This is a genomic window from Bradyrhizobium septentrionale (genome assembly GCF_011516645.4).
Taxonomy (GTDB): domain Bacteria; phylum Pseudomonadota; class Alphaproteobacteria; order Rhizobiales; family Xanthobacteraceae; genus Bradyrhizobium; species Bradyrhizobium septentrionale.
In genome coordinates this window covers 370,250-393,184 of sequence record NZ_CP088285.1, presented here as the reverse complement: position 1 = coordinate 393,184, position 22,935 = coordinate 370,250, and the positions used below count along the sequence as shown (strand labels likewise).

Sequence of the window (22,935 nt, the reverse complement as noted above, 5' to 3'; positions counted from 1 at the left end):
TGCTATCCGATGTGCCAGCGCACCGCCCAGCCGGGGAGGTCGCTCGACAACGCGCCGCCCCAGATCGCAGTTCCCTTCGGCTCCGCTGCGCCGGTGATGGCGCGATCCGACAAATTGGCTGTGAGCCGCAGCGTGCGGCCGTCGCCCATCTGCCAATGCGCGGTCAAGAGGTCACCCGCCACTCTGGCGTCGCCAAACCGGGCTCTTGCAAGCCGCGGCGTGATCTCGCGCCGGCGCACGGCGAGCAGGTCACGCACCAGGGTGAGCCGCGCGCGCGCCGGATCGTGGCCGAGCGCCGCCCAGTCGAGCACCGCCGATCGCACCGTCGCCGCGGCGAGCGGATCGGGAATGTCGTCGCCATATTTGGCATAGGCCCAGGCGAACTCCCTGCGCCGACCGGCGCGGACGGCGTTGGCGAGGTCACCCTTGAAATCGCAGAAGAACGGGAAGGGCGTCGTCGCGCCCCATTCCTCGCCCATAAACAGCATCGGCGTGGTCGGCGCGATCAGCGTCACCGCGAGCGCCGCCGCGACCGCTTCCGGTTTCGCAATGCTGACAAGGCGATCGCCGAGCGGCCGGTTGCCGATCTGGTCGTGGTTCTGCAGGAAATTGATGAAGCAGGTCGGCGACAGCGCGCCGCTCGGCTCGCCGCGCGCCTTGCCGCCCCAGAACTCCGAGACTTCGCCCTGATAGATGTAGCCGGACGACAGCGCGCGGGCGAGATCCTGCTTCGGCGCCCGATAGTCGCCATAGTAGCCCTGCGTTTCGCCGGTCAGCAGCACGTGCCAGGCGTGATGGTAGTCGTCGTTCCACTGTCCGCGGAATTTGCCGTGCGGCGGGTCTTCGGTGGCATCGAGCAGGCTTGCGATGTTGTCGCCATTCTCGAGCACGAGATTGATCTGCCGGCCGGTCTCGGCGGCGAACTTGCCGGCGGCCTTGCTGAAGTCATGGATGACGAAGATTTCGCCGGCTTCGACGATGGTGTTGACCGCGTCGAAGCGCAGCCCGTCGAAGCGATAGTCGCGCAGCCAGCTCACGACGCTGCCGATCGCAAACGCGCGCACTTCGGGCACGCGATAATCGATCGCGTTGCCCCACGGCGTATGCGCGTCACTGAAGAAGGTCGGCGCATAGCGGCCGAGATAATTCCCCTCGGGGCCGAAATGGTTGTAGACGACGTCGAGCATCACCATCAGCCCGCGCAGATGCGCTTCATCGATCAGGGTCTTCAGGTCGTCGGGCCGGCCGTAGGCGCTGTCGGGCGCATACCACAGCACGCCGTCATAGCCCCAGTTGCGTTTCCCTGCGAAATCCGCCAGCGGCATCAGTTCGAGCGCGGTGATGCCGGTTGCGACCAGATGATCGAGCTTGTCGATCATGGCCCGATAGGTGCCTTCCGGCGTGAAGGTGCCGACATGCGCCTCGAGAATGACGGCCTCGTGCCACGGGCGTCCGCGCCATTCCGTGGCGCGCCATTTGAACGCCGAGTGATCGATCACCTCGCTCGGGCCGAACACGTCGTCTGGCTGGAAGGCGGAGGCGGGATCCGGGACGTCGATCTCGTCATCGATGCGGAATTTGTAACGGGTGCCGGCGCGCGCGCCCGGGATTTCGGCGACATACCAGCCGGCGGCATCGCGCGTCAGCGCATGCGGCTTGTCGAGCAGCAGGTCGACGCGCTTGGCCCCCGGCGCCCAGAGCCGGAAGCGCGCGCCATCGGGTGTCAGCTCGGCGCCGAAATGCTGTGTGCTCATGCGGAGCCTGCAAATGCCAGCACCGAGCGCGGCGGTGCGGTGGTATCGGCGCCGGATGCGAATTGCTCCGCCGTTTGCTCCGCCTTGGTCGTGTTCAAGACCTGCTGCCAGCTGCTGTATTCCGCTATCCTCGGCATCCTGAACACGATCTCCTGCGGCGCGGCATTGATCACGATAAAGATCGGCTCCTGCCCTGGTTCCATCGGCCCCAGCACATAGGCCAGGAAGCGGCTCTCCGGGAATTTCCAGTCGGATTCCTTCATCTCCTCGGCCGCAGGCGTCAGCCATAGCACGCCATAGCTTCCGTCGGTGCGACGGCCGTCGAGCCAGCGCTGGCAGCGGATCTGGCCGAAGCGGCGGCGCAGCGCGGTGAGGTGGCCGATGAAATCGATGGCGTCATCATCGGTGCCGACGTTCTCCCAGCCGATCCAGCCGGTCTCATTGTCCTGGCAATAGGCGTTGTTGTTGCCCCCTTGGGTGTTGGCGACTTCGTCGCCAGCGAGGATCAGCGGCGTGCCCTGTGCAAGCAGCAGGCAGGCCAGCGCATTCTTCCGGAGCTGGCGCCGCAGCGCGACGATGGCGGGATCGTCGGTCGGGCCTTCATGGCCGCAATTGTTGCTGTGATTGTCGTTGGAGCCGTCGCGATTGTCCTCGCCATTGGCCTCGTTGTGCTTCTCGTTGTAGCTGAAGAGGTCGGCGAGCGTGAAACCGTCATGCACCGTGATGTGGTTGACGCTGGCGCGGGTCGCGCGGTTGTCGTGGTGAAACAGATCCGAGGAGGCGGTCATGCGGCCCGAGATGTCGCCGATCAGACTGCCTTCGCCGCTCCAGTAGCGCCGCATCGCGCTGCGGTAACGGTCGTTCCATTCCGACCATTGCGATGGGAACGCGCCGACCTGGTAGCCGCCGAGACCGAGGTCCCAGGGTTCGGCGACCATCTTCACGGTCGCCAGCACCGGGTCCTGGCGGATCGCGGTGAGGAACGGATGGTTGCGATCAAACCCGTTCGGCCCCCGCGCCAGGGTGGTGGCGAGATCGAAGCGGAAGCCGTCCACGTGGCAGACCTCGACCCAGTAGCGCAGCGAATCCATCACCATCTGCAGCACGCGCGGATGGGTGAGGTTGACCGAGCTGCCGCAGCCGGTGAAGTCGTCATAGAAGCGCGGGTTCTCGCGGTTCAGCCAGTAGTAGGAGGCGTTGTCGATGCCGCGGAAGCACAGCGTCGGGCCCATATGGTTGCCCTCGGCGGTGTGGTTGTAGACCACGTCGAGCAGCACCTCGATGCCGGCATCGTGCAGCCGCGCCACGGTGGTGCGGAACGAGTCCAGCGCATTGTCCTGGGCATAGCGTGCCTCGGGCGCGAAGAAGGCGAGGGTGTTGTAGCCCCAGTAGTTCGACAGTTTCTTCTCGACCAGCACGCGGTCGTCGATCAGGCCGTGGATCGGCAGCAGCTCGATGGTGGTGACGCCGAGCCGCTTGAGGTGGTCGATCATCGCCGGCGACGACAAGCCGCCATAGGTGCCGCGCAAATTCGGCGGCACATCCTCGCGCTTCTGCGTCAGGCCCTTGACGTGCGCCTCGTAGATGATGGTGTCTTCCCAGGGAATGTGCGGCCGGATCTCGCGGCGGCCCCAGTTGAAGGTCTCGTCGACCACGACCGCCTTCGGCATGCCGCGGGCATTGTCGCGCCGGTCGAACGAGAGGTCCTCGCGCGCGCTGCCGGTGCGGTAGGCGAAATGCGCATCGTTCCACACCAGCCGGCCGGCGAGCCGCTTGGCATAGGGATCGAGCAGCAGCTTGTTGGCGTTGAAGCGGTGGCCGCGCTCCGGCGCATACGGCCCGTAGACGCGATAGCCGTAGAGCTGGCCGGGCGAGACGTCGTTTAGGTAACAATGCCAGACGTCCTCGGTGCGTTCCGGCAGCTCGATCCGCTCGAGCTCGCGGCGGCCTTGGCCGTCGAACAGGCACAGCTCCACCTTCTCCGCATTGGCCGAGAACAGCGCAAAATTGGTGCCTCTGCCGTCCCAGCTTGCACCAAGCCGCGCGGACGTTCCCCCGCTCAGTCGCATGAATCAGCTTTCCGGTACAAGGAAGATCGCAGCCAGCGGCGGAATGGTCAGGTTCAATTCCGGCGTGGCGCCCTCCGAGGCACGTACCTCGCCGATGTTGCCGACATTGGTGCCGCCGTAATGTGCAGAATCCGAGTTGAGCACCTCGTGCCACTTGCCCGCGAACGGCACGCGGACGCGATAGTTGCGATAGACGTTGGGCGAGAAGTTTGCGACCACGAGGCAGCGTGCGCGCGCGTCATTGCCCTTGCGGATCCAGCCGAACACATTGTTGTTGGCGTCGTCGGTGATGACCCATTCAAAGCCGGCCTGGTCGCAGTCCAGCTCATGCAGTGCCGGCAGCGCGCGATAGAGCCGGTTGAGGTCGCGGATCAGGTTTTGAATGCCCCGGTGCTTCGGTTGGTCGAGCAAATGCCAATCGATCGAGTGATCGTGATTCCACTCGCGCTCCTGGCCGAATTCGCAGCCCATGAACATCAGCTTCTTGCCGGGGTGTCCGAACATGAAGCTGTAATAGGCACGCAGATTGGCAAAGCGCTGCCAGTCGTCGCCGGGCATGCGGCCGAGGATCGAACGCTTGCCGTGCACGACCTCGTCATGCGACAGCGGCAGGATGAAGTTCTCCGAGAAGGCGTATTGCAGGCCGAACAGGATGTCCCCGTGATGGTGTTTGCGGTGGATCGGATCCTTGCCGATGTATTTCAGCGTGTCGTGCATCCAGCCCATGTTCCACTTGTAGCCGAAGCCGAGCCCGCCATATTCGACCGGACGCGACACCTGCGGCCACGCGGTGGATTCCTCCGCCGCCGTCGTCGCCTGCGGAAAATGCGCGAACAGCTCGGTGTTGAAGCGGCGCAGGAAGTCGATCGCCTCGATGTTCTCCCGGCCGCCATATTTGTTCGGGATCCAGCCGCCCGCTGGTCGGCTGTAGTCAAGGTAGAGCATGGAGGCGACGGCGTCGACGCGCAGCCCGTCGATGCCGTAGCGCTCGAGCCAGAAGAGCGCGTTCGACACCAGGAAATTGGTGACCTCGGTGCGCCCGTAATTGTAGATCAGCGTGCCCCAATCGAGATGGCGGCCCTGCAACGGGTTGGCGTGCTCGTAGAGCGCGGTGCCGTCGAAATGGCCGAGGCCGTGCGGATCATCGGGGAAATGCCCGGGGACCCAGTCGAGCAGCACGGCGAGGCCTGCGCCATGGCAGGCATCGATCAGCGCGGCGAAATCATCGGGTGAGCCGAAGCGGCTGGTCGGCGCAAACATGCCGGTCGGCTGGTAGCCCCAGGAGCCGTCGAACGGATGCTCTGATATCGGCAGGAATTCGATATGGGTAAAGCCCATGTCGCTGGCGTAGGCGGGAAGCTGCTCGGCCATCTCGCGATAGGTCAGCCACTCGTTGCGGCCCTTGCGCCGCCACGACCCGAGATGGACCTCGTAGATCGACATCGGCGAGCTCAGCGCGTTGACGCGGTCGGGCGCCGGGCGCGGGTGCGAGATCTTGCGCTCATCGATCACGATCGAGGCGGTCTTCGGACGCACCTCGGCGGCAAACGCCAAGGGATCGGACTTCAGCGGCAGATGCTGGCCGTTCCGCGCGACGATCTCGAACTTGTAGTGGTCGCCGACGCGCGCACGCGGGATGAACAGCTCCCAATAGCCCGGACCGCGCACCCGCATCGGATGACGCCGTCCGTCCCAGAAATTGAAGTCGCCGACCACGCTGACCCGCCGCGCATTCGGCGCCAGCACCACGAAGCCGATGCCGTCGACGCCGTCGAGCGTCATCGGATGCGCGCCGAGTGTGTCGTAGACGCGTTGATGGGTGCCCTCGCCGAGCAAATAGAGGTCGAAATCGCTCAGGATCGGCGGAAAGCGGTAGGCATCCTCGAGTTCGACGACGTTGTCGCCGAAGCGGGCGCGGAGCTGGTAGCGCGTCGAACCGTTCGGCAGGGGACCTGCGAACAGGCCGGAATCATGGATTTTTGCCAGCGGCGCCGTCTCGCCATGCTCGCCGATCGCCTCGACATTGCTGGCATCAGGCAGGAAGGCGCGCACGACGCTGCGATCCCCCTCGGTGTGCAGTCCGAGATAGTGGAAGGGATCGGAGTGGCGGCCCTCGATGATGGCATAGGCCTCGGCGGGCAATTTGGTCATGCAACCTCATGCGGCTGTTGGGCCAGGAGTCTCAACAGGCCAGTCAGTGGGACGCGGAGCCAATCTGGCCGGTTGGCCAGCTCATACTCGATCTCGTAGAAGGCTTTCTCAAGCAGGAAAAAGTTGAGCAGGCGATCGGCCGCCCTGGCATCAGTAGGCCACAGCCGCTGGCCGGCCATGGTCACGCGATAGGCCGCCAGCAGGGCGTCCGCGGCCTGGTCGCGCCATTCGGCCAGAGCGAGGCTCAGCCTGCCGCTCTCGTCGGGGGCGACCTTGAGCGCCCGCTCCAGCGCGACGGTCGCCGCATAGTCGATCGAGCGGATCAGGCCGGCGACATCGCGCGCCGGCGGCGCCTTGCGGCGGCGTTCAGCGATGGTGCGGCCGGGGCCGCCATCGAAATCGATGATGAAGACGTCGTCCTTGACGACCAGCAACTGGCCGAGATGCAGGTCGCCATGATGGCGGATGCTGAATCCATCGGTCTCGCGCGGCAGCAGCGCCTTGAGGCGCTCCGGCAGCATGTCGTGCTGAGCCTGCAACTGATCGGCCAGCAGCCGGTCGGATTCTTTCAGCGAGCCGCGCCGCTGCTTCAGCGTGTCGAACACGCGCTCGGCGCGTGCCATGATCTCGTCGTTCCAGCGCTGCAGGTCCTCGGTCCTGGTCGGCTCGGGCGCGAAGTCCGGCAGGTCGCGGTTGCTGGCGAGCGCGATATGCAGCTCGGCGAGGCGTTGTCCGCTGTGCGACATGTGGCGCAGCCAGGCGGCATGATCGCCGTTCTCCGCCGGGTTCTCGCTCACCCAGAGCAGGCGCTGTCGTTCGACCAGGCGGTCGAGGTGGGCGGCGGCGACCGTCCAGAGCTCACCCTGGTTGACAACCATCGCATGCAGCACGGCGATAGCACTGCGCTTGTCGCCCTCGATCAGCTCGGCGGTGCCGAGCAGGGCAGGGCTGTTCGGAAAGCCGACCACTTCGGTGAGGAAGCGGCCCATCTCGATCTCGGGATTGATGCCGACCTCGAGCTTCCGGTAGATCTTGGTGACGTATTCATTGTCGACCAGCGCGGTCGAATGCGGCTGATCGTTCTCGAACACGCGGATCCGCTCCGGCTGCCGCACCGGCCGGTCGGAGAAGCGGCTGGTCGGCCGGAATTCGAGCTTCACGCCCTGTTCGCCTTCATCGACCGTGAGGTTTTCCCTGAGATTGCGCAGGAACAGGCCGGTGAAGATCTGGTCGGTCGCGACATCGAGCAGCGTGCCCTCGCGCGCGCCCTGGCGCACGGCGGCAAAGGCGCGCGGATTGTAGCGCTCGCGGTCGAAGCGAACCCACTCGATCTGCATCGGCAGCACGTAGCGGCTGGTGGTACCGCGCTGCGTGGTCTCGAAGAAGGCGAGCCACGGCCGGTTGTCGCCGACGTCGCAGAACGGGATCGCGGAGACCAGCATCGGCAGGATCGCACTCGCCGAGCGCTCCGGGTACCAGCGGGTGCGGGCGAGATGGCCGGGCAGCACGTCGTGCTCGAACACGCCGCGGGTGTGCGCCAACGACATCCAGGTCGAATTCATCGGCACCACCAGCGTCTCGAATTCCGGCACCGCGCGCGGCGTCACCGGCTCGGACTTGTCGCGCTCCTGCAGCTGGAACCAGTAGAAGCCGTAGGGCGCGAGCGTGATCATGTAGGGCGGCTCGCCGATCGCCGGGAAGCGGGTGCGCCCGAGCATCTCGAGCGGGATGCGGTCCTTGAAGGCGGAGAGGTCGAGCTCGGTGGCCTGCGCCGAGCGCGACAGATTGGCGACGCACAGGATCGTTTCGCCCTGGTACTGGCGCACATAGGCCAGCACCGAGCGGTTCTCCGGGCGGATGAAGGTCATGGTGCCGCGCCCGAAGGCGAGCGTCGACTTGCGCACCGCGATCAGCCGCTTGGTCGCCGACAGCAGCGACGACAGGCTGCGCGACTGCGCCTCGACATTGACGGATTCGTAGCCGTAGACCGGGTCCATGATCATCGGCGCGTAGAGCCGCGCCGGATCGGCGCGCGAGAAGCCGCCGTTGCGGTCCGGCGACCACTGCATCGGCGTCCGCACGCCGTTGCGATCGCCGAGATAGATGTTGTCGCCCATGCCGATCTCGTCGCCGTAATAGATGATCGGCGTGCCGGGGAAGGACAGCAGTAGCGAGTTCATCAGCTCGATCTTGCGGCGGTCATTGTCCATCAGCGGCGCAAGGCGGCGGCGGATGCCGACATTGATGCGGGCACGCGGGTCGTTGGCGTAGGTCGACCACAGATAGTCACGTTCGACATCGGTGACCATTTCCAAGGTCAGCTCGTCGTGATTGCGCAGGAACAGTGCCCACTGGGCCGCGGCCGGAATGTCGGGCGTCTGCCGCAGGATGTCTGTGATCGGGAAACGATCCTCCTGCGCGATCGCCATGTAGATGCGCGGCATCAGCGGGAAGTGATAGGCCATGTGGCATTCGTCGCCATGGCCGAAATATTCCTGCACGTCCTCCGGCCATTGATTGGCCTCGGCTAAGAGGATCTTGCCCTTGGCATAGGCGTCGAGCTCCTGGCGCAGCCGCTTGATGATGGCATGCGTCTCCGGCAGGTTCTCGTTGTTGGTGCCGTCGCGCTCGCACAGATAGGGAATGGCGTCGAGCCGGAAGCCGTCGACGCCGGTGTCGAGCCAGCGCTTCATCACCTGCACGATGGCGCGCACCACGCGCGGATTGTCGAAATTCAAGTCCGGCTGATGCGAGAAGAAGCGGTGCCAGTAGAACTGGCCGGCTTCCGGATCCCAGGTCCAGTTCGACTTTTCCGTATCCGTAAAAATGATCCTTGTATCGAGGTATTTCTGGTCGGTGTCGCTCCAGACGTACCAGCTTCGCGCGCTCGAATTCGGCGGACTGCGGCGCGCGCGCTTGAACCAGGCATGCTGGTCCGAAGTGTGGTTGACGACGAGCTCGGTGATGACGCGCAGGCCGCGCTTCTTGGCTTCCTGGATGAAGCGCTTGAAGTCCTTCATCGTCCCGAAATCGGGATTGATGTCGCCATAGTCGCCGATGTCGTAGCCGTCGTCGCGGCCGGGCGAGGGATAGAACGGGAGCAGCCACAGCGCGGTGACGCCGAGCTCCTGCAGGTAGCCGAGCTTCTCCGTCAGCCCCGTGAAATCGCCGATGCCGTCATTGTTGCTGTCGGCGAATGCCTTGACGTGGAGCTGGTAGATGATGGCGTCCTTGTACCACAGCTGGTCCGCGGTCTCGGTCGCGACCTTCTCCTGGGTATCGACGGAGGAGAATACGTTCATGTCGGCTCCTTCAGGCGACACAGCGCAACAGCAACGCGGGATCGCGCGCAGGATCGATGCGTAGACGGACGCCTCCCCATTCGAGCGCATGGCGCTCGCCAGTGGCAAGGTCTTCCACTTCCGTGACGGGGCGGCGAGCTTCGCCACGGCCGACCATGACGTCGCCGAGCGGAAGCCAGACCTCACGCGGCTCTGGCGACAACGCAATCGCGGCCGCGATCACATTGCCCTGATCGGTCGCCTGCTTGACGAAGCCGATCACGCCGCCGTCATCGACATTGATAAAGCGCAGATCCGCGAATTGTTGCAAGACCGGATTGGCACGCCTGATCCGGTTGAGGGCGGCGATGTAGGGCTTGATGTTCCCCGGCTGATCCCAATCGCGAACCCTGATCTCGTATTTCTCGGAGTTGAGATACTCCTCGCGGCCGGGGACCGGCGTGTGCTCGAGGAGCTCGAGGCCGCTGTAGATGCCGTAGCTGCTTGAGAGCGTCGCGGCCAGCGCGACACGCGACTTGAACATCCAGGATTCGCCGCTTTGCAGGTGGAAAGGCAGGATGTCGGGTGTGTTGACGAAGAAATTCGGCCGAAAGAAGTCACGCTCGGGGTAGCCGATCAACTCGCCGAGATATTGCTCGAGCTCGACGCGCTGCGTGCGCCAGGTGAAGTAGCTGTAGGACTGCGTGAAGCCGAGCTTGGCGAGACCCTTCATCAGTTTCGGCCGCGCGAAGGCTTCCGCCAGGAAGAGCACATCCGCATCGCGATCCTGCACCTCGCGGATCAGCCATTCCCAGAATGCCAGCGGCTTGGTGTGCGGATTGTCGACCCGGAAAATCTTGACGCCCTGCTCGACCCAGAACAGCACGACGTCGCGCATTGCGCGCCACAACGCGCCGGCATCCTCGCAGCCGAAATCCGGGTTGACGACATCGTCCCAGCGCTGCGGCGGATGTTCGGCCGTGCGCATCGATCCGTCCGGGCGCCGCTTGAACCATTCCGGATGCTCGGTCAGCCAGGGATGATCGGGCGAGCATTGCACGGCAAAATCAAGCGCGACCTCGAGGCCATGCATCTCGCATGCCGCCACGAAAGCGCGGAAGTCGTCGAGCGTGCCGAGCTCCGGATGCACGGCGTCGTGGCCGCCCTCGGCTGCGCCGATCGCATAGGGGCTGCCGGGATCATTTGCTTGCGCTAGCGCGGCATTGTTGCGGCCCTTGCGGTGTTGCCGCCCGATCGGATGGATCGGCGCCAGCAGCACGACGTCGAAGCCCATCGCGGCGATATCTGGAAGCCGCGCGGTGCAATCGTTGAAAGTCGCATGCGCGCCCGGCGTCTTGCCTGATGTCTTGCCCTGGCTGCGCGGAAACATCTGGTACCACGCGCCGGTGCGGGCCCGCGGCCGGTCCGCGGTCAGGGGGTAGAGCTGCGATCGCACCAGGTCGCGGCGAAACTGGCTGCCCGCCATCGCCTCCCGCAATTCCGGCGCGAGCAGCGCGCCGGGTTCGCCGGTCTGTAGAAAGATCTCGCACTGCCTGATGATGACGGCGGCCGCGGCCGGCCCCCCGGCTTGCGCCTGGGTCAGCATGCCAGCGCCTTCGAGCGCGTCCAGCGTGTGGTCGGTGCCGTCGCGCTGCTTCTGCTCGAAGCGATGCCGCCAGCTGGCGAATTGGTCGGTCCAGGCTTCGATCGCGAACGAGTAGCGGCCGGGCCGCTCGGGCACGAAGGCGCCGCCCCAGCGGTCGTCGCTATGCGGCGTCATCGGGGCGATCTGCCACTCGCCGTCGCCCTCGCGCCGCCACACCAGTGCTGCTGATATCACGTCATGTCCGTCACGGTAGATGTCGGCCCAGACCTCGACGGCTTCACCCGCGATGCGCTTGACCGGAAAGCGGCCGCCATCAACCGACGGATAGACATCGGTGATATGAAAAGTGCCGTGGGCACTCTCGACAGGCCGGGCGGTTTTGTTCACGGTGATGCCGCCATTGAATAGGCAAATGAAGTCCCCGCGCCGGGAAGGAGGCGCGCCAGATCCATATAGAAAGCCGCTCGTCGGACAATGGTTCCCGGCGGGAACGCCTGATAGGGTAGAGCGTTGAACATCAACTATCCCTTTCCCGTATCTGTACAATTTAGCAACGATCCCAATACCGTTGCGAGCAAGTAGCGTGCCGAATGGACCCTTACGCCAAAGCCCAGACCCTCGGAATCCAGACCGAGTATATCGATGGCAGCGGTCACCGCCGTGTGACAACCCCCGAGGCGCTCACCGCGATCCTCGACGCGCTGCCGCCCCAGACGCCGCGGCGGATCGTCGCCGATCCCGTCGTGATCCGCGCCGGCCATGGCACCCGAGATGGCACCCGAGATGGCGGGCGAACACAGCTGTCGGAGGCAGCCCAGCTGCCGGTGCGCTGGAAGATCATGAATGGCACTGGCGTCCTCGCGCAAGGCGAGACCCATGAGCGGAGTGTGACGTGGCCGTCCGGTCTCCCCGAAGGCGTGCACCGGTTGCAGCTATCCGACGTATCGGGCAGCGAGGAGCTGCCGCTATTGGTTGCGCCAGAACGTGCGTTCGGCGGCGAGTTTGATCGCTGCTGGGTGATCGCGGTCCAGCTCTACGGCGTACGGTCAGCGCGCAACTGGGGCATCGGCGACTTCACCGATCTCGAAGGCCTGCTCGCATTCGCCAATCGGCTCGGTGCCGACGGCATCGGGCTCAATCCACTGCATGCGCTGTTCGATGACCGGCCCGGCGATTGCAGCCCGTATTCGCCGAACAGCCGGCTGTTCCTCAACGCGCTCTATGTCGACGTCGAGAAGATTGCCGAATTCCACATCGATGCGGAGACGCAAGCCGCGCTGGCGCAGCTGCGCTCCCACGACATGGTCGACTATGTCGGCGTCGCGGCGCTGAAATGGCGGGCGCTGCGCGCGGCCTTTGCCGCCTTCAAGGCCAACCCCGGCCTCGGCCGCTGGCAGGATTTTGAGGATTATCGCAAGGAGCACGGCGCGCTGCTGACTCGCTTCGCCTGCTTCGAGGTGATCAGGCACAAGCTCAACACGCCGTGGTGGGAATGGCCGGACGAATGGCGGCAGCCCAATGACGCGGCCTGCGGCAAGCTGCGCCGGGCGCGCGACTCTGCCGCCGAGGTCGAGTTCATCGAATTCGTGCAATGGACCGCGGACCGCCAACTCGGCGCCTGCCAGGCGCTCGCGCACAAGCTCGGGATGCGGGTCGGGCTTTATCTCGATGTTGCGGTCGGCGTGCAGTCGGATGGCTTCGACGCCTGGAACGAGCAAACCGCGATCTCGCGCCATCTCGGCGTCGGCGCGCCGCCGGACCCGCTCAACACCGCAGGCCAGGACTGGGGACTTGCCGGCTTCAACGCCGCGGGCCTCGAACAGCGTGCCTTCGAGCCGTTCAGGCAGATGCTGCGCGCCTCGATGCACCATGCCGGCGCGATCAGGCTCGACCACGCCTTCGGGCTCAAGCGGCTCTATCTCGTGCCACGCGGCTTCGGCCCTGCCAATGGCGCCTATGTGCTGATGCCGTTCGAGGCGCTGCTGGCGGCGACCGCGCAGGAGAGCGTGGCCAACCGCTGCGTCGTGATCGGCGAGGACCTCGGCACCGTACCCGAAGGCTTCCGCGAGCAGATGAATGGTTGGGGTATCTGGTCCTATCTGGTGATGATGTTCGAGACGGACGACCATGGCGTCTTCCGCAACGCCGACTATTATCTGCCGAACGCGCTCGTCACCTTCAACACCCACGACCTCTCGACCTATGCCGGCTGGCGCTCGTTCAGCGACCTCAAGACCAAGCGCGCGCTCGGGATCGATCCCGGCGAGACCGACGAAGGGCGCTGGCGCGCGCTCGGCCAGCTCGACGAGGTGCTGCGCCGGCACGACATCCACAGCCACGCTTTCTATTCGGTGGCGAGCTTCCTGGCGCGGACGCGATCGCGGATAATGGCGGTGTCGATGGAGGACCTGCTCGGCATCGTCGATCAGCCGAACATCCCCGGCACCGTCTACGAGCATCCGAACTGGAAACGGCGGCTCCCGGTCTCGCTCGAGCATCTCGCGTCGGCGATCGACATCGACGCACTCAAGCGCGCAACCCGGGAACGGTCGCACGCCTGACAACGCGGAGCACGGCGCGTGGCTTCCCGTATCGAAGACTACGGACTGATCGGCGATTGCGAGACCGCGGCGCTGGTCGGCCGCGACGGCGCGATCGACTGGCTGTGCTGGCCGGCATTCGATTCCGACGCTTGCTTCGCGGCGCTGCTTGGCGCGCCGAAGAACGGCCGCTGGCTGCTGGCGCCTGCAGAGGCGATCAGACGGACCTCGCGCCGCTATCGGGACGATACGCTGATCCTGGAGACGCGGTTCGAGACCGAGGGCGGCGTGGTCGACCTGATCGACTTCATGCCGCCGCGCGGCCACGCCTCCGACGTGGTGCGCCTGGTTCGCGGCATCAGCGGCCGCGTCAGGATGCACATGGAGCTGGTGATCCGCTTCGGCTTCGGCTTCGGGGTCGATGTCCCCTGGGTGAAGAAGAACCCCGACGGCGAGGGCTGCTCGCAATCAGTGGCCAGGACATGACGGTGCTGCGTACGCCGGTCGAAACCCGCGGCAAGGATCTGACCACGATCGCCGATTTCGAGGTCGGCGAGGGCGACACAGTGCCGTTCGTGCTGACCTACGGAGCGTCCTATCAGCTGGTGCCCCAGCCGATCGATCCCGAGGCGGCGCTCAGGGATACCGAAGACTACTGGAAGGAATGGTGCAGCCGCTCGACCTATGACGGCGGCGATCAACGCGGCCTCGTGATGCGCTCGCTGATCACGCTGAAGGCGCTGACCTTCAGGCCGACCGGCGGCATCGTCGCGGCGCCCACCACCTCACTGCCGGAAAAGCTCGGCGGCGCGCGCAACTGGGACTACCGGTTCTGCTGGCTGCGCGACGCCACCTTCACGCTGCTGGCGCTGATGAATTCGGGCTACACCGAGGAGGCGGCGGCCTGGCACAATTGGCTGCTGCGGGCCGCGGCCGGCGCGCCGGCCAATATGCAGATCATGTACGGCATCCTGGGGCAGCGGCGCCTGCTGGAATGGGAGGCCGGATGGCTGCCCGGCTACGAAGGCGCGCAGCCGGTCCGCGTCGGCAACGCCGCGCATGCGCAACTGCAGCTCGACGTCTATGGCGAGCTGATCGACGCGTTCCACCAGTCCCGCATGGCCAGGCTGAAGCTCGACGAGGAGAACTGGTCGCTCGAGTGTACGGTCGTCAATCATCTCGCCGAGGTCTGGGACCAACCGGATCACGGCATCTGGGAGCGCCGCGACCAGCCAAGACACTACGTGTTCTCCAAGGTGATGTGCTGGGTCGCCTTCGACCGCGCCATCAAGAGCGCCGAGCGGTTCGGCTTCAAGGCGCCGCTGGTGAAATGGCGGGTGCTGCGCGAGGCCATCCACCGCGATGTCTGCCAACGGGGCTTCGATGCCGGCCTCAACAGCTTTGTCGAGAGCTACGGCTCACAACTGCTCGACGCCAGCCTGTTGCTGCTGCCGTCGGTCGGCTTCCTGCCGCCAGCCGATCCGCGCATCCGCGGCACGATCGATGCGATCGAGCGGCACCTGATCCGCGATGGCTTCGTGCTGCGCCACGATCCGCGCGAGGTTTCCGATGAAATCCAGCCGATCGAGGGCGCGTTCCTGGCCTGCAGCCTGTGGCTCGCCGATGCCCATGTGCTGGCGGGCGATGTCGACAAGGCGCAGACCATGTTCGACCGCGTGGTGGCGGTCGCCAACGATCTCGGGCTCCTGGCGGAGGAGTTCGACAGCGGCGCCGGCCGGCAGGCCGGCAATTTCCCGCAGGCGCTGACCCATATCGCGCTGATCAACACCGCACACAATCTCAGCGACGCCCGGGCGGCCGCCGAGAAGCCGGCGGTGCAGCGGTCGACCTGATCGTGGCTTTTGCTTTGCGCATTAACGGCCCATCGTCAGCACCACATCCATCGCCCGGGCGAAACCGTCGTGCTCGTTGGTTTCGGTCACATGCGTGGCGCGTGCCTTGACGTCATCGCTGGCATTGCCCATCGCAAAGGAGACGCCGCTTCTCGCGAACATCGGCAGATCGTTCTGCATGTCACCGATCGTGGCGACATTCTCGAGCGACACGCCAAGGCGTTTCGCGATGCCCTCGACGAAGGTGCCCTTGTCATGGCCGGGCGGGGTGACGTCGAGATAGTAGGTCTGCGAGCGGACCGCGGTCGCATCATTGCCGACCATCTGCTGCATTTCCGCCTCGCAGCGCTGCAGCAGGGCGGCATCCGAACTCGCGCCGACGATCTTGCAGGCCTGGCCGAGATAGGGCGTGAAGTCGTCGACGATGGTCGGATCGTGCTTGATGGTGTGCTGCTCGTGGGCGGTGTACTCGCCGTTGGGATTTCGCGTCAGCCAGCGGTCGTTGGTGAACAGCCAGATGTCGACGCCATAGTTGCGCAACAAGTCGACGCAGCCTTTCGCCGTCGCCGCGGGGATCAAATGCTGCTCGAGCGGCTTCATTTGCGGATCGACGATCGAAGAGCCGTTGAAGGCGCCGATCGGCTGCGTGATCGCGAGCGGCGCGACCAGGAAGCTCATCCCGATCGTCGGGCGGCTGGAGACGATGGTGAAGCCGATACCGGCCTCATGCAGCCTGCGCACCGCCGTCCTCGCGCCGTCGGTCAGGGTCTTGGTCTTGGTGAGCAGCGTGCCGTCGACATCGGATACGACAAGAGCGATGCGGGTCATGGGCGGTCCAGCTTCAGTTGACTGACAATGTCTTCGATGATGGCTTCCACGGTGCGGTCGATCGCAACCGTGATCGGGCGTTCGTCCGGCGTCGGCGGCTCCAGCGTGCGGAACTGGCTGGCGAGAAGGCCCGGCGGCATGAAATGGTCCTTGCGTGCGGCGAGCCGCGCGGCGATCAGCTCCTGCGTGCCGTCGAGAAAGACGATGCGGATCTCGTCGCGGCCATGCACCAGGATGTCGCGATAGGCGCGCTTCAGCGCCGAGCAGGCGATGACGGCACGTTCGCGGACACCGCAGGTGCGGTCGATCTCATCGGCGATCGCGCGCAGCCAGGGCCAGCGGTCCTCGTCGGTGAGCGGCTGGCCGGAATGCATCTTCGCGACATTGCTTGGCGGATGAAAACTGTCGCCGTCCTCGAAGCGCCAGCCGATCCTGATCGCGAGACGATCGGCGATGGTGCTCTTGCCCGAGCCGGAGACGCCCATCACGACCAGTGCGCAGGGGGTTTGCCCGTCAGCCAAGAAAGTCACCCACGAAAATCCTCCGGCAGCGCGGACTGATCGATCAGCCAGACGGTTTCGCCCAGCGATCGCGCGCGGTTTGCCGGCAGGTTCTCGCCTGCGAACAGGCGCGTCAAGATCGCGCGCTTGCTTTCGCCTGCCACCTCGAACAGCATCTCGCGGCAGGAGGCGAGGGCGGGCAAGGTCAGCGACACGCGCGGCACGAACGGCTCGACATTGGCCTTGGGCACGCCGACCACCCAGCGCCGGGTTTCCTCAACCGCGGGGTAGCCGGGAAACAGCGAGGCGGTGTGGCCATCGGGCCCGATGCCCATCAGCACCAGGTCGAACAGCGGCCGCGCCGGATCGAGCTGCTCGGCGCCGTAGAAGGCCATCAGCTCGTTCTCATACAGCGCCGCGCTGATGTCGGGATCCCTGAGGTCCGCAGTGTCGGTTGCGATCGGGTGCACATTGGCGGCAGGCGCACAGCGGTCGAGGAAGGCCTGGCGCGCCATGCTCATATTGTGCAGCTTGTCCTTGCGCGGCACCAGGCGTTCGTCGCCGATGAACCAGTCGACGCGGTCCCATGGAATCCTCTCACGATAATCCGGCGTCGCCAGCAGCTGGTAGAGCGCCTTGGGGCTGGAGCCGCCGGTGAGACACACCGCGATCCGGCCGCTGTTCTCCGCAAGCCTCGCGATCACCCGTTCGGCGGCGACTTTCGCCAGTGCCGCCGGATCCGCGACCGTGATGATCTTGCGCTGGCCGCTCGCGGTCATGATCAGCCGAGCTTCCGCCAGCTGCGGCCGTCGCGCGTCAGCAGCGCGTTGGCGGCCTCCGGGCCTTCGCAGCCGGCCTTGTAGGGTTGCAGGCCGCGCCCGCCGGCACTCTTCCAGGCGTCGAGGAAGGGCTGCACCGCCTGCCATCCGGCCTCGACGCTGTCGGCGCGCTGGAACAGCAGATTGTCGCCGATCATGCAGTCATAGATCAGCGTCTCGTAGCCGGTCGATGGCTCGGCCTTGAAGTAGTCCTTGTAGCGGAACTTCATCTCGACGCCGTCGATATTGATGGCCGGGCCCGGCACCTTGGTGTTGAACTGCAGCTCGATGCCTTCGGTCGGCTCGGTGGAGATGACCAGGTAGTTCTGCGACAGGCGGTCGACCGCCGTATCGCGGAACATCGCGAACGGCGCCTGCTTGAACTTGATCGCGATCTCGGTGCGCTTGCTGGTCAGCGCCTTGCCGGTACGCAGGTAGAACGGCACGCCGGCCCAGCGCCAATTGTCGATGGTCAGCTTCAGCGCGGCATAGGTCTCGGTCGAGCTGCCGGGCTTGACGTCCGGTGTCTTGAGATAGTCCTCGATCTCGGTGTCGCCGATCCTGCCGGTGCGGTACTGGCCGCGTACCGAATTGGATAGTGCTTCCTGCTCGCTCTGGGTCTGGATCGCGCTCAACACCTCGGCCTTCTCGGAGCGTACGGCGTGGGCATCGAAGCGCGCCGGCGGCTCCATCGTCACCAGCGACAGCAGCTGGAACAAATGGTTCGGCACCATGTCGCGCAGCGCGCCGGTGGCGTCGTAGAAGCTGCCGCGATGGCCGACGCCGAGCTTCTCGTCGACGGTGATCTGGATGTGGTCGATGTGGTTGCGATTCCAGATCGGCTCGAACATGCCGTTGGCGAAACGCAGCACCAGGATGTTCTGGACCGTTTCCTTGCCGAGGTAATGGTCGATCCGGTAGATCTGGTGCTCGTCCATCAGCTTCAGCAGCGCGGCGTTCAGCGCCCTCGCCGATGCCAGATCGGTGCCGAACGGCTTTTCGATGATCAGCCGCCGCCAGGCGCCGTTCTCCTCCAGCATGCCGGTGCGTCCGAGCTGCTCGCTGATCGGCAGGAAGGCGCTCGGCGGGGTCGCGAGATAGAACAGTCGGTTGCCGCCGGTGCCGCGCGCCGTCTCGAGCTTGTCGAGCCGTTCGTTCATGGCATCGAATGACGCTGGATCGCGCGGATCGGCCTCGACCGAGGTGACGCATTCGAATAGCCGCTTCGCGATCGCCTCATCTACCGGGCGGGTGGCGAATTTGCGAAGCCCCTGCATCAGGCTGTCGGTCAGCTGCTCGCTCGACATCCCCTTGCGGACAATGCCGACGACACAGAATTTATCCGGCAAAAGATTGCCTGCCGCAAGATTGTAGAGCGCCGGGACGACCAGCCGGTGTGTCAGATCGCCGGTGGCGCCGAAGATGATGAAGGAGCAGGGATCGGGTTTCTTCTGCACGTGACCTTCCGCTGTTGTCTTCTAGAGCCCCCGTTCCGATTGAATCGGAACGGGGGCTCCAGATTCTGGTTTTGGCGCGTTGTCTTCACGCGAACCGGTGCCCATCCCGCATCAAGTGCGGGACAGGCTTCGCTCGAAAACGCTCTAAGCCTTCTTCGGCGGCTCCTTGTGACCGCCGAAACCTGCGCGCATCGCCGAGAGGATCTTCTCCGCGAAGGTGTGATCCTTGCGCGAGCGGAAGCGGGTGTAGAGCGCAGCCGTCAGCACCTCGGCCGGCACCGCCTCATCGATCGCGGCATTGACGGTCCAGCGGCCTTCGCCGGAATCCTCGACAAAGCCGGAATAATTGTCGAGCGTGTGGTTGTGCGCCAGCGCCGAGGCGGTGAGGTCGAGCAGCCAGGACGGGATCACGCTGCCGCGTCGCCAGACTTCGGCGATGTCGGCGATGTCGAGATCGAACCGATGCTCCGGCGGCAATGCCTCGATATTGGCGTTCTTCAGGATGTCGAAGCCTTCGGCATAGGCCTGCATCAGGCCGTATTCGATGCCGTTGTGGATCATCTTGACGAAATGCCCGGCGCCGACAGGACCGGCGTGGATGTAGCCCTGCTCGATCCTGGCATCGCGGCCCTCGCGGCCGGGGGTGCGCGGGATGTCGCCGATGCCTGGCGCCAGCGTCTTGAAGATCGGGTCGAGCCGATCGACCACGCCCTTGTCGCCGCCGATCATCATGCAATAGCCGCGCTCGATGCCCCAGATGCCGCCGCTGGTGCCGACATCGACATAGTGCAGCCCGCGCTCCCGGAGCGCCTTGCCGCGGCGGACGTCGTCCTGCCAGAAGGTGTTGCCGCCGTCGATGATGACGTCGCCGGGCTGCATCAGCTTTGCGAGCGCGTCGATGGTGGTTTCGGTGATCTTGCCGGCCGGCAGCATCACCCAGGCGGTGCGCGGCGGTTCCAGCTTGAGGACGAAATCCTCCAGCGACGAGGCGCCGGTGGCATTGTCCGCCACCAGCGCCGCGACCGCCTTGGGATCCTTGTCGTAGACCACGGTGGTGTGGCCCTGGGTCATCAGGCGGCGAACGATGTTGCCGCCCATCCGCCCGAGGCCGATCATGCCGAGTTGCATCCTCGCCTCCGTCAGTTCAACGCAGCCGAGATCGCGGCGTCGAGCGCCGCGAGCCCGGAGGCGAGGTCACCCTTGAGATGCACGCGCAGTGCCCGCCGGCCGCGCTCGGTAAGCACGTCGAAATCGCCGCGCGCCTGCGCCGCCTTGATCACGCCGAAGCTCGCCTTCTGGCCAGGCACCGCCAGGTCGTGGCCATCGTCGGTCGTGACCTGCAGGAACACGCCGCTGTCGGGGCCGCCCTTGTAGGCCTGCCCGGTCGAATGCAGGAAGCGCGGGCCGAACTCGGCGCAGGTCGCAAGGTGCTTGGCATCGCGCACCTTCAGCCGCATCGCCTGCATGGCGTCGATGGTGTCGCCGTCGCGCTCGATATAGGCGAGCAGCGCGACATAGTCGCCGCGGCCGGAGCGCGAGAGATGGGCCTTGATCCAGGAATTGAGGTCGCCATTGGCGCCGGCCTTGCGCAGATCCTCGGCGTTCTGCGCATCGGTGTAGAGATCGACCCCGTCGGCGGACACCACCGGCTGCTCGGCCGGCAGCGACCCGGTCTTCTCGAAGGCTGCCGTCAGCTCGCGCGTCTTGATCTTGGCGGCCTCGACGTCGGGCTGGTTGAACGGGTTGATGCCGAGGATGGAGCCCGCCACCGCGGTTGCGATCTCGAACCGGAAGAACTCCTGGCCGATATGGTCGATCGACTTCATCACGATGCGCACGACGGGATGACCCGCAGCCTCCAGCGCGGCGAGTTTTGCCTCATGGGCAGCATCGTGCTCGCCCTCGGTGCGCAGGTCGATGAAGAAGCGGTCGTTGCCGTAAACCGCGGCGTCGCCGATCGTCTCGCCCTCGATCGGGGTCAGGCCCTTGCCGTCCTTGCCGGTCGATTCCGCGATCAGCTGCTCGGCCCAGGCGCCGAAATCGGCGACGTCAGGCGAGGAGAAGATCGTCACCTTGTCGCGGCCGTCGAGCCCGGCGATGCCCATCGCAAGCCCGAGCTGCACGCCCGGGTTTTCCTGCGGCGGCACGTCGGCCCCGCAGGAGCGCACCATGGCGAGCGTATGGCCGAGCAGGCTGCGGACGTCGATACCCGCGGCGGCCGCCGGCACCAGGCCGAACGGCGACAGCACGGAATAGCGGCCGCCGATCGCAGGATCCCCGTAGAAGATGCGGGCGAAACCCTGCTTGATCGCGACCTTCTGCAGCGATGAGCCTGGATCGGTCACGGCGATGAAACGGTGGCCGGCCAGCTCCTTGCCGATCGCCTTGGCCACCCGATCGAAGAAATAGTCCTTCATCACGTTCGGCTCGGTGGTGCCGCCGGATTTGGAAGAGACGATGAACAGCGTCCGCGAGATGTCGACATACTCCTCCATCGCGCGCACCTGCGCCGGGTCGGTGGAGTCGAGCACGTGCAGCCGCGGGAAGCCTGTGCGGTGCGGGAAGGTTTGCGCCAGCACCTCCGGCCCGAGGCTCGATCCGCCCATGCCGAGCACGACGGCGTCGGTGAAGTTCTGCCATTTCACGCGCTGCGCGAAATCCTCGTAGTCGGCCACGTCGGCAGAGGCCGCGCTGGTCAGCCAGCCCAGCCATTTGTTCTCGTCGTCGCCGGTCCAGATCGACTTGTCCTTCTGCCACAGCCTCCGGATCTTGGCCGAAGCGCGCCATTCCTCGGCGCTCTTCTCGACCGCCTTCCCGATGGTGGCGCCGAGCGCGAGCTTCTGGTGGTCGATGCCGCCGCCGAGCGAGGTCGCGCGCTTATGGGCCACCGCGCCGTAGAGCTTGTCGGCCGCATCGGCGAACAGCTTGACGCCGTCCTTGACCAGTTCCTCGGTGATCGCATCGAGCGAGATGCCGGACTTCTCCAGCTCCTCCAGCACGTGACGGGCGTCGTCGACATTCTCCTCGAGGCTGTCGCGCACCTTGCCGTGATCGCGGAACGCGTCGAGCGTTGCCGGCGGCACGGTGTTGACGGTGTCGGGGCCGATCAGCTCCTCGACATAGAGCACGTCGCTGTAGTCCTTGTTCTTGGTACCGGTGGACGCCCACAACAGCCGCTGCGGCTTGGCGCCCTTGGCCTTGAGCTTGTCCCAGCGCGCGCCCGAGAACAGCCGCTTGTAGTCCTGGTAGGCGAGCTTTGCATTTGCGATCGCGACCTTGCCCTTCAACGCCGCGAGCCGCTCCTTTTCGTGCGGATCGTTGGCCTTCGCGATCTTCTCGTCGAGCTGCTTGTCGACGGCACTGTCGATGCGGCTGACGAAGAAGCTCGCGACGCTTGCGATATGGGAGGGGTCGCCGCCCTTGGCGACGTACTTCTCCAGGCCCTTGAGATAGGCCTCCGCGACCTGGCGATAGACCTGCTGCGAGAACAGCAGCGTGATGTTGATGCTGATGCCTTCGCCGATCAGATACTCGATCGCAGGCAACCCCTCCGGCGTCGCCGGCACCTTGACCATCAGGTTCTTGCGGTGGACGTCCTTCCAGAGCCGCTCGGCCTCCGCGATCGTGCCCTTGGTGTCCATCGCGAGATAGGGCGACACTTCGAGGCTGACGAAGCCGTCGCCGCCGTGGCTTTTGTCGTAGACCGGGCGAAGCACGTCGGCGGCGTGCTGGATGTCCTCGACCGCGAGATGCTCGAACAGGTCGGCGACCGAGCGGTCGCCCTTCTTGAGGGCCTGGCCGATCGCGCCGTCATACTCGTCCGAGCTGCCGATCGCCTTCTCGAAGATCGACGGGTTGGACGTCACGCCTTTGACGCCGTCGGTCTCGATCAGCCGCTTCAGGTCGCCGTTGGCGACGAAGCCGCGGGCGAGGAAGTCCAGCCAGACGGCCTGGCGGTGATTTTCGAGTGCTTTGACGGGGTTCATGGGTGCCTGTTCTCGTTCGATCGAGGGTCGATTATTGGGTTCCCGGGCAGCTTTCGGGGGCGGAGGCGGATTGTCAACATGAGGTGGAGCCC

The 22,935-nt window shown here is 65.4% G+C and carries 12 protein-coding genes and 1 pseudogene; 2 read left to right on the top strand and 11 right to left on the bottom strand.

Annotation, left to right across the window (positions count from 1 at the left end; all coding sequences use genetic code 11):
• Positions 1–2: 2 nt before the first annotated feature.
• Genes treZ through HAP48_RS03750 form a run of 5 tightly spaced genes read right to left on the bottom strand, consistent with a single transcriptional unit; the run spans position 3 to position 11,248 of the window.
• Complete coding sequence (gene treZ, locus HAP48_RS03770) at positions 3–1,754, bottom strand: malto-oligosyltrehalose trehalohydrolase (protein WP_166214636.1); 1,752 nt, start codon at positions 1,752–1,754, stop codon at positions 3–5.
• The gene (gene glgX, locus HAP48_RS03765) at positions 1,751–3,823 is read right to left on the bottom strand and encodes a glycogen debranching protein GlgX (protein ID WP_166214637.1); all 2,073 of its coding nucleotides are present in this window, start codon (positions 3,821–3,823) and stop codon (positions 1,751–1,753) included. Before glgX ends, treZ begins: the two co-directional genes overlap by 4 nt.
• 3 nt (positions 3,824–3,826) lie before the next feature.
• Positions 3,827–5,974 (bottom strand): 1,4-alpha-glucan branching protein GlgB, encoded by a 2,148-nt coding sequence (gene glgB / locus HAP48_RS03760; protein WP_166214638.1) that lies wholly within the window; start codon positions 5,972–5,974, stop codon positions 3,827–3,829.
• Positions 5,971–9,276: a maltose alpha-D-glucosyltransferase gene (gene treS / locus HAP48_RS03755; RefSeq protein WP_166214639.1), complete on the bottom strand. Its 3,306-nt coding sequence runs from the start codon at positions 9,274–9,276 to the stop codon at positions 5,971–5,973. The genes glgB and treS overlap by 4 nt, the downstream gene beginning before the upstream one ends.
• A 10-nt stretch (positions 9,277–9,286) precedes the next feature.
• Entirely contained in the window at positions 9,287–11,248 is a 1,962-nt protein-coding gene (locus HAP48_RS03750; protein ID WP_166214640.1) for an alpha-1,4-glucan--maltose-1-phosphate maltosyltransferase, read from the bottom strand.
• Between the two features lie 203 nt (positions 11,249–11,451).
• Between HAP48_RS03750 and malQ the strand changes: the two genes are divergently transcribed.
• Complete coding sequence (malQ, locus tag HAP48_RS03745) at positions 11,452–13,422, top strand: 4-alpha-glucanotransferase (RefSeq protein WP_166214641.1); 1,971 nt, start codon at positions 11,452–11,454, stop codon at positions 13,420–13,422.
• Between the two features lie 18 nt (positions 13,423–13,440).
• A pseudogene (locus HAP48_RS03740) lies at positions 13,441–15,254 on the top strand (glycoside hydrolase family 15 protein).
• Between the two features lie 21 nt (positions 15,255–15,275).
• Here the strand turns inward: HAP48_RS03740 and HAP48_RS03735 are convergent.
• From HAP48_RS03735 to HAP48_RS03710, 6 genes are all read right to left on the bottom strand, one after another.
• A complete protein-coding gene (locus HAP48_RS03735; RefSeq protein WP_166214642.1) occupies positions 15,276–16,082 on the bottom strand; it encodes an HAD family hydrolase in 807 nt (268 codons plus the stop codon).
• Positions 16,079–16,567 carry a gluconokinase gene (locus HAP48_RS03730; protein ID WP_175612438.1) on the bottom strand — a complete coding sequence of 163 codons (489 nt, stop codon included), beginning with the start codon at positions 16,565–16,567 and terminating at the stop codon, positions 16,079–16,081. The genes HAP48_RS03735 and HAP48_RS03730 overlap by 4 nt, the downstream gene beginning before the upstream one ends.
• A 41-nt stretch (positions 16,568–16,608) precedes the next feature.
• Positions 16,609–17,361, bottom strand: coding sequence for a 6-phosphogluconolactonase (gene pgl / locus HAP48_RS03725; RefSeq protein ID WP_166214645.1), 753 nt, complete (start codon positions 17,359–17,361; stop codon positions 16,609–16,611).
• Positions 17,362–17,363: 2 nt separating this feature from the next.
• Positions 17,364–18,857, bottom strand: a complete 1,494-nt coding sequence (zwf, locus tag HAP48_RS03720; protein WP_166214648.1) for a glucose-6-phosphate dehydrogenase — start codon at positions 18,855–18,857, stop codon at positions 17,364–17,366.
• Positions 18,858–19,001: 144 nt separating this feature from the next.
• Positions 19,002–19,985: a phosphogluconate dehydrogenase (NAD(+)-dependent, decarboxylating) gene (gnd, locus tag HAP48_RS03715; protein ID WP_166214650.1), complete on the bottom strand. Its 984-nt coding sequence runs from the start codon at positions 19,983–19,985 to the stop codon at positions 19,002–19,004.
• An 11-nt stretch (positions 19,986–19,996) separates the two neighbouring features.
• Positions 19,997–22,843, bottom strand: coding sequence for a bifunctional transaldolase/phosoglucose isomerase (locus HAP48_RS03710; protein WP_166214652.1), 2,847 nt, complete (start codon positions 22,841–22,843; stop codon positions 19,997–19,999).
• Positions 22,844–22,935: the final 92 nt, after the last annotated feature.